Origin of the sequence: Xanthomonas cissicola (genome assembly GCF_008801575.1) — a bacterium.
GTDB classification, from domain to species: domain Bacteria; phylum Pseudomonadota; class Gammaproteobacteria; order Xanthomonadales; family Xanthomonadaceae; genus Xanthomonas; species Xanthomonas cissicola.
The window spans coordinates 1-9043 of sequence record NZ_VZPL01000102.1 but is presented as its reverse complement, the minus strand read 5'-3'; the positions used below and the strand labels follow the sequence as shown (position 1 = coordinate 9043).

At 62.0% G+C, this 9043-nt stretch carries 9 protein-coding genes and 2 pseudogenes; 5 read left to right on the top strand and 6 right to left on the bottom strand.

Annotated elements, in window-relative coordinates; all coding sequences use genetic code 11:
- Window positions 1-309 precede the first annotated feature (309 nt).
- Window positions 310-648 (bottom strand): annotated as a pseudogene (locus F7R02_RS22860) (ferritin-like domain-containing protein); the annotation flags it as partial.
- 69 nt (window positions 649-717) lie between these two features.
- Here F7R02_RS22860 and F7R02_RS26715 point away from each other — a divergent pair.
- The 4 genes from F7R02_RS26715 (at window position 718) to F7R02_RS22840 (ending at window position 2908) form a co-directional block, all read left to right on the top strand.
- A complete protein-coding gene (locus F7R02_RS26715) occupies window positions 718-1182 on the top strand; it encodes a YjaZ family protein (protein ID WP_235900979.1) in 465 nt (154 codons plus the stop codon).
- 324 nt (window positions 1183-1506) lie between these two features.
- Entirely contained in the window at window positions 1507-1707 is a 201-nt protein-coding gene (locus tag F7R02_RS22850) for a hypothetical protein (RefSeq protein WP_078589624.1), read from the top strand.
- On the top strand, window positions 1704-2171 hold the full coding sequence (locus tag F7R02_RS22845) for a ParC-related protein (protein WP_078589617.1): 468 nt from the start codon (window positions 1704-1706) through the stop codon (window positions 2169-2171). Before F7R02_RS22850 ends, F7R02_RS22845 begins: the two co-directional genes overlap by 4 nt.
- Window positions 2168-2908: a hypothetical protein gene (locus F7R02_RS22840; RefSeq protein WP_078589618.1), complete on the top strand. Its 741-nt coding sequence runs from the start codon at window positions 2168-2170 to the stop codon at window positions 2906-2908. Before F7R02_RS22845 ends, F7R02_RS22840 begins: the two co-directional genes overlap by 4 nt.
- A 788-nt stretch (window positions 2909-3696) precedes the next feature.
- Here the strand turns inward: F7R02_RS22840 and F7R02_RS22835 are convergent.
- The 3 genes from F7R02_RS22835 to F7R02_RS22825 all read right to left on the bottom strand — a co-directional run bounded on the left by F7R02_RS22835 (window position 3697) and on the right by F7R02_RS22825 (window position 6635).
- Window positions 3697-5277: a type IA DNA topoisomerase gene (locus F7R02_RS22835; protein ID WP_167521093.1), complete on the bottom strand. Its 1581-nt coding sequence runs from the start codon at window positions 5275-5277 to the stop codon at window positions 3697-3699.
- Window positions 5278-5302: 25 nt separating this feature from the next.
- Window positions 5303-6088, bottom strand: coding sequence for a lytic transglycosylase domain-containing protein (locus F7R02_RS22830; RefSeq protein ID WP_078589619.1), 786 nt, complete (start codon window positions 6086-6088; stop codon window positions 5303-5305).
- A gap of 70 nt (window positions 6089-6158) precedes the next feature.
- Window positions 6159-6635 (bottom strand): hypothetical protein, encoded by a 477-nt coding sequence (locus tag F7R02_RS22825; protein WP_078589620.1) that lies wholly within the window; start codon window positions 6633-6635, stop codon window positions 6159-6161.
- A 1175-nt stretch (window positions 6636-7810) separates the two neighbouring features.
- Here F7R02_RS22825 and F7R02_RS22820 point away from each other — a divergent pair.
- Window positions 7811-8299 carry a JAB domain-containing protein gene (locus F7R02_RS22820; RefSeq protein ID WP_235857295.1) on the top strand — a complete coding sequence of 163 codons (489 nt, stop codon included), beginning with the start codon at window positions 7811-7813 and terminating at the stop codon, window positions 8297-8299.
- A 172-nt stretch (window positions 8300-8471) separates the two neighbouring features.
- On the opposite strand, the gene F7R02_RS26530 is transcribed toward F7R02_RS22820, so the two are convergent.
- Together F7R02_RS26530 and F7R02_RS22815 are read right to left on the bottom strand one after the other, a co-directional pair.
- Window positions 8472-8645, bottom strand: a complete 174-nt coding sequence (locus F7R02_RS26530) for a hypothetical protein (RefSeq protein ID WP_167521092.1) — start codon at window positions 8643-8645, stop codon at window positions 8472-8474.
- Window positions 8646-8925: 280 nt separating this feature from the next.
- A pseudogene (locus F7R02_RS22815) lies at window positions 8926-9043 on the bottom strand (IS5-like element ISCARN85 family transposase); the annotation flags it as partial.

Here is a 9043-nt window from a genome sequence, read left to right as displayed (position 1 = left end):
GGCTGGCTGGCCTGCTCAACCGCGCCACGCTTGAACTCGGCAGTGAACTTCCTGCGCTTTGACATGAACACTCCTCATGGCCTTGATCGGCCTTCTTGTAAGTGTCCGTGAAAACGGGGGTGAACCCATCAGTCATCGTGATCTCCTCGATCTGTGGCTATTTGCCATCGTGCTGGTGTTGCTTCTTACGGTGCTCGCTCTCTAGAAGTTCGGCACCCACGCCTATCGCAAAACCTAGGATGTAATGCAAATCAGCGCCCGTCGGGCCGTCGCAGCACATCCGACAAGGCGCCGATGAAGAGCCAATCGTTACTTCTTCGCCTCAACGCCCGGAGTTGCATCGCGCACCAGGAACTCTTCGGTGAGTTCTGGCAGGTGCGTCGCGAGCCAGTCGGCCATTGCTTCCTCCTGAACCAAGATCTCCTCACACACGCGTGCCGTTTCCGGGTCACCGGCGGTCTTGGCTGCCGCGATCAGCGCGGTATAAGACGCGATTTCGAGGTGTTCGAAGACATAGCCGGCCATCGCGCCTTTCACGATTTCGTCTGATGCGGTCATCCCACCCACCGCTTGGCCTAGAGCCGCCATCTTGCCCATCACGTCTTTGATCGTGGAGGGAGAACCGCCTAGACGCTTGATACACCCATCGAGCAACTCTCGCTGCAACCATTCAATTACCAGGTGGCTGTCCAAGCCCCTAACCAGGCAGCGGTGACGGTGTCTGTGCAGGTGGAATTCAGCTCGCATTGTGTCAGCAAGGGGCCACCCAAGAAAGGGCCTGCGCTGGTCTTTCGCGAAAGCCACGATGACCTGGTGATCGACGGGCGCCGCATCTGGCGCTGCTTCCATCCCGCGCGTTACGCGGCCTCAGTGCTCTTGCCCGACATCATGCGCACTCTCGATCAACGCCCTTGTCTTTTTACCAATGGCGACAACTTCCTGACGATGGAGTTGCGGCAACTCATTCCCGGTTACCCGCCAGGCGTGCAGTACGAGGTGTATTTCAACGTCACCACGCGAGGCGGTGGCGCGGTGCGGATCTACGTCGAAAGTGCCTACGTGCGTGATGAGGACGCCGACAACGATCCCTACAAATTCAAGAAGGAGGATCGCATCAAGGGATGGCGGTTGTTACTCAACCGCGCAACGGGCAAGCCGGTGCGCCGGCCGCCGAAGCGGTAGAAAAAGCAAACCCCCCTTTCGGGGGGTTTCGCGGAAGCCCTTAGGGATTGCTCCCATCAACCGGCAATAGCCTGGAACCAGTGGCGGCGTCTGAACACCTAGAGGTGACTACTAGGCTCCGTATATATCCAGATGTGAATACTCTAAAGGGCGCGCCCGGGCTATGCAACATCTGGACGACGTTCGGTTCATGTGCGGAAGACCCCCCGCCCGCCCCACTGCGTGGAATCTCGCGTTATGTGCGCTGGCGACCTCGCCGCACTAGGGCTTGCAGCGCAGCTCCCAATGATCGACTATCAAACATCCATGTTTGATGCCTCGATCATGACATCACCCGCCAAGCCCCTCGCCACACGCATCGCCGATGCGGACGCGCTGGCCAGCCGCTGGCTGGCGGACGGCAACCAGGCCGCCGAAGCCGGCCACCAGGCCAAGGCCGAACAGTGCTACGCCAAGGCGCAGCACTGGAAAGACCGCTACACCCTCCTGACCGGTCAGGGCGATCGCCCGGCACCCAAGGCATGAGAGCATCGGCCATTTCCGTCAGCACCCTCGCCGCCCTCGCCAGGGCCGGCGTGCTGCGCACCGTGCAGCTGGTCGGCCAGGTCGGCGGCTACGCGGTCATGGTGCGCGTGGGCCAAACCGAAAAGCAACTGACCGGCCAGCGCGGCGAACCGCGCGTGTTTGCCTCGCTCGACACCGCCGCCGCCCAGCTGCTGGCGCTGGGCGTGCTGGTGTTCGAGGTGCTGCCGGCCAACTACGTGCGCGCGCCCAAGGTCTACCGCCGAGGACGGCCAGCCGCGTTGAAAGAGTTGGCTAAGCTCCAGCGCGAGGGCAAACCTGCCAAGCCCAAGCCGGCCAGGAAGCCGGCCGGCGCGGCGGCGGTGGCCACCGCCGCGAAGATCCTGCCCAGCGATCGGGCGCAGCTGAAATTGCCCGGCCTGCCGCGCACCCGCAAAGCTGGCCGCAGCGTGGGTGCCGGCGTATGAGCGGCACCACCTCGGCGGAAGGCATGACATGGGATCTGGGAGCCTTGCGCGACGGCGTCAGGGCGGCGTTTGGCCCCGACCAGCGGCGTCTCGTATCGCAGAGCATCCGGTCCGTGACCGACCGGCGCAGGTTCAGTGCCTATCACTACCAGGAGGCCATGCGGATCATTGCCGCCAAGGTGGACGGCCGGCCTGGCGATGAACTGTGGCCGATCATCTTTATGGGAGCCGATGACAACGACACAGGCTCATTTGAAGATGCCAGATTTATGGCTTACGCCAACATCGTTGCCTGCATGCATAGCATGCGCTCGGTGGCGGATAACTTGGTGCACTTAGTCTATTACGCCACCGGAATGAATCGCGATGCGGCGACCTGCATCAAGAGAGAACGGGACATTGCGTGGGAGACTGTCCGTAAAAAGCTGATCCCAGCTGCGGTTAAAGCGGAGTTGGAAGCGCTAAATGAGCATGCCGATTTCAAGTACCTATGTGCGCTCGACAATCATTGCAAACACCGCAGCATCGTCGATATTGGCTATGCGATCAGCTCCACCGAAGAAACGCACGGCCTGCGCATCAATGCCTTCACCCATGATGGGATCGATCACGCTCCCCAGTGGGTCAGTCCATTCCTAAAATCCGAATATCAACGTCAGGAAGCGACCATTTTGCGAGCAGGCAATCATCTGAATGACTACGTGGCGCAGGCCTTGGCCAAGGGCCGTGGGGGCTAACCATGCCAATCCCAAACCTCTCCATTCTGCTGGCCGCGTGCATTGCGTCCACTGCCCTTGCAGTGCCGCCGAGCGGTGGCAACTGGACCACCATCGCCGGCTATCACCCTGGCATGGGGAAAGAAGCCGCACGCAAGGTTGGCCTAGCAAATTGGGGTATCCGGATTTCGTGATTGATGATGAAGTCCAAGCGCTGCCCGTCGTTGGCTTGCCGCGCCTACACTGCATCCGTGCCGTGCTGCAAAAGCCTCCAACGTCATAGACCGCAAATCATCGGCACGATCAGACCACCAAGCATCCCAATCCCAGCGCAATCCAAGATCACGGCGTAGACGCTTGATGACGGTCCGCCCGATAGGCAGGTCTACATCACGCGGACGTTTTTCGGTCAGGTATTGGGCTAGCGGCTGTGTCAACACTACGGCTGCGCCTTGCCCACCACGCCCGCGCTCCACGTCGTCAGGCCAGCCTAACAGTACTGGCCAACCATGTGACGTTGTGCGCTGCTCGCTCACATCCCAGCCACCGCCCCACACATCCACCGCGTGGCCAATTACCGAGTCAGAGCGATTGACCAAGCGCCGCCTCCACCTTGCTCTGATGCAGCGAGCGGATCGCGCCGGCATTCGCGCGGCAGTACACGCCCGTCTTCCTGTTGCGTATCAACGCCCCTGTTCCGTCAGCATCTGTGACAGTACCAATGACATCCCAGCCAGGTAGCGGTGCTAACTGGTAGAGGCCGGGTTTCCCCGGCCTCTCAATCGTCAGTCGGCCTCGATGGGCGCGGCTCACTCTGCATCCCCGAAGACGATGCATTCGCGGGTGTGGGCATCGTCGCAGATCTGCTCCAGCGTCCAGTTGTCGCTGTAAGACCCCGGCACAACCTCATCGGCCGTTACAGTGTCCGACCATTCGACCTCATCAATTGACGGGATCATGCCCAATTCGGCGGCAGCGCGGATGCGAAGCAAGGTGGCCTCAGTGAAACGGCGCGGCGGCTCCGTCTTCTTGTCCAGCACCTTGCCGTCGATCGCGCGCAGATCGCCACCAACAGCCAGGCGTGGAACCTGGCCGTCCTTCGCGCCGTCTTCGTCGCTGTTTTCTTCCTCGTCCGGATCGCGCTCCAAGAGCGCCCGCCACCCGGCATCGATCATCTTGCGGCCACGCGCGACGTACTCGAAGCCGTCGCGATCGGTGGCGCGTAGGCGCACCGTATTGACGGTGTACCGCGCGTCAGGCAGTTGCGACACCAGGGTGCGCAGCCGGATCAACCGATAGAGCGCCCGCTGGGCTTCGTCCGCGCCAGCGTCCTCGACCTCGATGTGCGTCGGCCGCACCGCGTCGGCGTGACCGCCCTGTGCGCTGGCCTTCTCCTTCCACCTGCGCACGTCTGGCGATAGCGCCATCCCCTGGCTTGCCGCGAAGCTACGCACCTTGTCCGCAGCATCCGGACTCAGGTTCACGCTGTCGGTGCGGATGTACGTGATATGGCCATCCTCAAAGAGCTTTTGCGCCGCCTTCGTCGTCGCGGCAGAACTCATCTTCAGGACTGTGCTAGCTGCGCGCAGCATGCCGAGCGTCGAAAGTGGCGACGGCGGCCGTTCCGACTTCTCTTCCGTCTTGGCCTCCAGGACCACGAATTGCCGCGACTGCGATGCCTTCGCGGCCAGCGCCGCGTCCAGCACATACGGGCTGTCCTCGGTCACATACGGCTTCGTGTCCCACCTCGCCGACCATTTCGCGCCGCCGCCAGCGTCGAACGTCACCACCGCGCCGAAATGCTTGGTGGATTTGAACGCCGCGATGCGGCGTTCCAACTCCACCACCAGGCGCACCGCCACGCTCTGAACCCTGCCTGCCGAGAGGGACATGCCGAGCATGTCCGACAGCAGCGGCGACACCATGTAGCCCACGAACCGATCGAGGGCGCGCCGCCCTTCTTGGGCATGCACGAGATCCATGTCGATGCGCCGGGCGGCGCGGAGCGAGGCTTGGATCGCCTTCGGCGTGATCTCGGTGAACGTCACACGCTCGTAGTCGCCTTCGCCGAGCTGAAGCGCCTCCTTCAGATGCCAGGAGATCGCTTCGCCCTCGCGGTCCGGATCGGTTGCGAGGTAGACGACCTCGGCTTTCGCGACCTCGCGTTTGATCCGTGCCACGCGCTCAGCAGCGCCAGGGAACGTGCGGTCGCCGACTTTCTGCGGCGGGATGTATTCGTACTGAAGCGAAAAATCAGGCTTGCTGATGCCAAATTCGCGCTGCGGCAAGTCGTGAATATGGCCCACACTCGCGACCACCTTCCAATCGTCGCCGAGATAACCTTGGATACTGGCAACCTTATTCGGACTCTCCACCACCATGAGTTTCATACGTTGGCTCGTGTCGGGTAATTGGTCAGAAGACGGAAAAGTCGTCCGCGTCGGCCGCCGGCGTGGGCGATGCGGACGGCTGTTGCGCCTTCAGCTTCACCGCATCGTCAGCCACCGGCGCGGCAGGCGGCTGGGACAGCGCCGACCGCTTCGGCGGATCGAGATCGACCAGCACTGAGGCGTGGTCGGCCGGCTCCGCCGGCTCGCTTGGGGCTGGCGTCGCCGTGAGCGGCACTGCTGCAGTCGCATCGCCTGGCTGCGCCGGCTCAGCGGCCGGAAGGTGGGCAGTCGGCGACGTGCGCGCGCCGATCGCCGGCACGACCGGTATCGCCTTCGGCACCACCCCGGCGCTCGCGAGTACCTTCTGCACGTAGCTCGGCTGGCCCGCCTTGTCGGGCCGGAAGCCGCGCGAGAAATTACCGGAGTAGTAGCAAGAGAACGCCGCGTGCAGCGGGTCTTTCTCGCTGGCCAGCTTGGCCGACGCACGCGCGTAGCAGTCTTGCAGGATCTTCGATCCCGCACGCAGATTGGCGCAGGCGTCGAACGCCTGCGCATATGTCAGCTTGTACTTCGGAAGGTTGTGCCGATTGACCTGGGCGATGCCCAGTGAAAAGTTCCAGCCGCCCGCTTCCAATTGCTGCGCAGTGGCGACGGCTTCCTCAAGATTGACGGGTTGGCGGGCTAGTCGCCCGTCAACCACGCCAATCGCATACGGGTTGAAACCCGACTCGACTTGCACCAGCGCTGCCATCGTCTGCGGCGCGACGGTCGGTGCGCACTGCTGCGCAAGGTCCATGAACTCCAGCAACATATGGCCTCCATTGTTGGGTCTGGAGACCATAATAACATATATTGGTCAAAACACTTATGCCATATTGGCTTTAGCTTTTTGCCAGTTTGGCGTTGGCTGGCATATCCCCAACAACCGCCATCGGTCGGGCCTCGCCCGGTAATCCCTGGTTGCGGAGCAGAGTAAATCCGTCCAACGGATCTTTCTCCAGCAATAGATCGTTGAGACGTTTCAAATCCTTAAACATTCTCGGTCTGTCGCGATTCCTCCGAGTGGTCAAATACCACTCCTTGCCGGGCTCGCCAAGAAGTTGCGCTAGAACGTAGTAAGCCTCGGGTACCCCCATAGGTTTGATCTGTTTAAGAAAATGACCCTTCCTATCTGCAAATTTGGCAGTGACGTAAAAACCCTTCGGCGTTTCAAATACCTTGATGTGATTCACAATATTATATTGGGCGGCCAACTCCAGATCACTCTCCAAAATAGAATTAGACAGGGTGCAGGGTGGGTAAACGGGTGGTAGGGCGGCTCCCATGAGGCGGTCGCGATCTCGGTCTCGGTCGTTCATCTTAAAATTTTCCTATCCTACTACCGAAGCACCACATATTGGTAATCGATTTGCATCATTTCGGTTCCATGGTCCGCTCAGAGAACGAGCTGGCTGGCTCACCCCATCCCCCGACCTGCGGCCAGGGGATGGGGACGGGCTTTCGTAAACCGAACCCGGCTGTGCCGGTTTCGGCCCTTCGGGCTTCAATCCCTTTCGGGTCCGGCGAACAGCAAGGAACGCCGGTAGTGCCTCGGCGGTTTACCATCACTGCGCGAAACGCGAACCAACATGCATAAATCTGCATCCCAAACTGCCGCGCTACATGGCCACACTGTACTATGTTGGCGACAAAAATGTAATTTTCGATGTGGAAGTGTCACCAAGCAGACGAAGCCTGGCGCAATACTGCCAGAGCGAAGCAAGGCATTGCTCTGCAAAGGAATTTAGCAGGCGCGCCACGCCGCTTACCGACAAATCTGCGTGTTCCGTCGTGAATTTGTCGTCACCGTCTCAGTAAGGCGCGGTCAGCGGCGCCGCCCCTGCCGTGGCGGCTGACATTGGCGACTGCCCACATACCCACCGCCTCGCTGCTGGTGCCATAGAAGGCCCCTACGCAGACCGTGGATATGTGGACAGCGCCGGCGGCGCTTGTGCGCCTTGGTGACGACCTGGCCGGCGTCGCCGGCGAGATCCGTGACCAAGGATTGGCGACAGCCCGGCGGCTGGCCAGGTCGAGGCCTGTCGCCAACGTGCCGGTCGGCACGTGTCACCAACGTCGTCGCCAGCGCCGACGACGACCAGGTGCCCGATCCGGGGTGTAGGGGGAACCCCCTACGGAGAACGCTTCACCCGCGCACGCGCGGCTTCAGCGCCGAGAGCAACGCTCCCGCCGCCGGCAGGGAGCCACCCTCACCCCCCCCTGCAAACCCGCTTTTGATGGCGCCGCCGCCAGGCCGTCCCTCACTGCAAGAGCCTCCGGCCTGACGGCCTGCGCGCTGCGCTTGCCGGTCATGGCTTCGGATAGATAGGGCTGTCTTGCTGGTCCGTTCATCCTGCCACGTCGTTCTCGCGGTCAAGGGCTGCGCTCGGCGAAATGCCGAGCTTGCGGCCGCGGCCGTCTATCGACCCCTGACAGCTGCGCTGCGACGTGACCCGAAGGGACCGGGCAATCTGTCCGCTACCTGGATACGACTATGTTCTCTTCCGCTCTCATGGTTCGCGATGCGGCCGGCAACTACAGTGAAGCTACCCCTGACCAGATCATCGATGCCGCGCGGTTCGCGATCGAGGCGAAGGCCAAGCGTGGCCAAAAGTTCAGCCGGCCAAGTGAGGTCAGCGAATATTTCGCGATCAAGCTTGGCGGCTTGGAGCGGGAGGTGTTCAGCGTGATTTTCCTCGATCACAGGCACCAGCTGATCGAGTATGCCGAAATGTTCCAGGGCACCTTAAACGAAGCAAAGGTCTACATGCGCGAGGTCGCGCGCAAAGCCCTGCAATTGAACGCGGCGGCCGTGATCGTGTCACATAACCACCCCAGCGCGGACCCGGCACCCAGCTGGCCAGATGTGGTGATGACCAAACGCCTGCGCGAAGTCTTGGAGCTGGTGGAAGTGCGCCTGCTGGACCACATCGTTGTCGGAGGGAACCGCACCGTTTCGATGGCTGCAGCGGGCCACTTCTGACCAAGGGGGCTTTGCCCCCTTTTTGCTGCGCCTGCTGGCTTTGCGGGCCAGACGGAAAATCGGGGGTTCCGGCTTACAACCCCAAGCTGGGGGCGGGCGTCCTCTCGCACGCGCCGCAAGACAGTTGCAGCGCACGCGCCGCACACGTCCCGCGCTGGCGCGCAAGACAGTTTCAGCGTGCCGATCGCACGCCGGCCAGTGCGGCCGCCCTGCCCTGCAGAACGGCCACCAGCTCGATCACCAAGGCGATCACCAGCGACGGCCGCACACGGCCGCAGAACCGCGCCTGCGGCTCGCCGGAACGGCTCCATCTGCACGTCGCTGACGCGACGCGCTCACGGTCCACGGGACCGCTCCCACGCGTCGCCGGTGGCGTGCTGCATCGCTGAGACCCTTTCGCCTGCCCTGAACGGTAGTCCGGGCGCTGCGCAGCCATCCAGGGCACCGCTTCGCTGATCCGCTCACCCGGTCCCTGCGCTGCGCTCCGGGCTGCGGCTTCCCGTCTCTCCCTGGACACCCGCTTGACCCGGCCGACCTACGGGCAACACGGCGAAAGGCACTCAGCGAAGCAATGGTCAACTCCCCCCACAACAGCAAAAGGAGCGTCCCGATGAACCTAGGGCCTGTTAACACATCCGAAGCCCATCAACGACTAGGACGAAGCTGAGGAATCCAAGGAACATGACATCCAGCTTCTCGAAGCGCGAGAAAATCCGGCGGTAGCCTTTCAAGCGACGGAACAGT

Excerpts from the sequence above, each read along its gene's own strand:
- F7R02_RS22850 (WP_078589624.1), top strand. The coding sequence starts at position 1,507 with ATGACATCACCCGCCAAGCCCCTCGCCACACGCATCGCCGATGCGGAC.
- F7R02_RS22845 (WP_078589617.1), top strand. The coding sequence starts at position 1,704 with ATGAGAGCATCGGCCATTTCCGTCAGCACCCTCGCCGCCCTCGCCAGG.
- F7R02_RS22840 (WP_078589618.1), top strand. The coding sequence starts at position 2,168 with ATGAGCGGCACCACCTCGGCGGAAGGCATGACATGGGATCTGGGAGCC.
- F7R02_RS22835 (WP_167521093.1), bottom strand. The coding sequence starts at position 5,277 with ATGAAACTCATGGTGGTGGAGAGTCCGAATAAGGTTGCCAGTATCCAA.
- F7R02_RS22830 (WP_078589619.1), bottom strand. The coding sequence starts at position 6,088 with ATGTTGCTGGAGTTCATGGACCTTGCGCAGCAGTGCGCACCGACCGTC.
- F7R02_RS22825 (WP_078589620.1), bottom strand. The coding sequence starts at position 6,635 with ATGAACGACCGAGACCGAGATCGCGACCGCCTCATGGGAGCCGCCCTA.
- F7R02_RS22820 (WP_235857295.1), top strand. The coding sequence starts at position 7,811 with ATGTTCTCTTCCGCTCTCATGGTTCGCGATGCGGCCGGCAACTACAGT.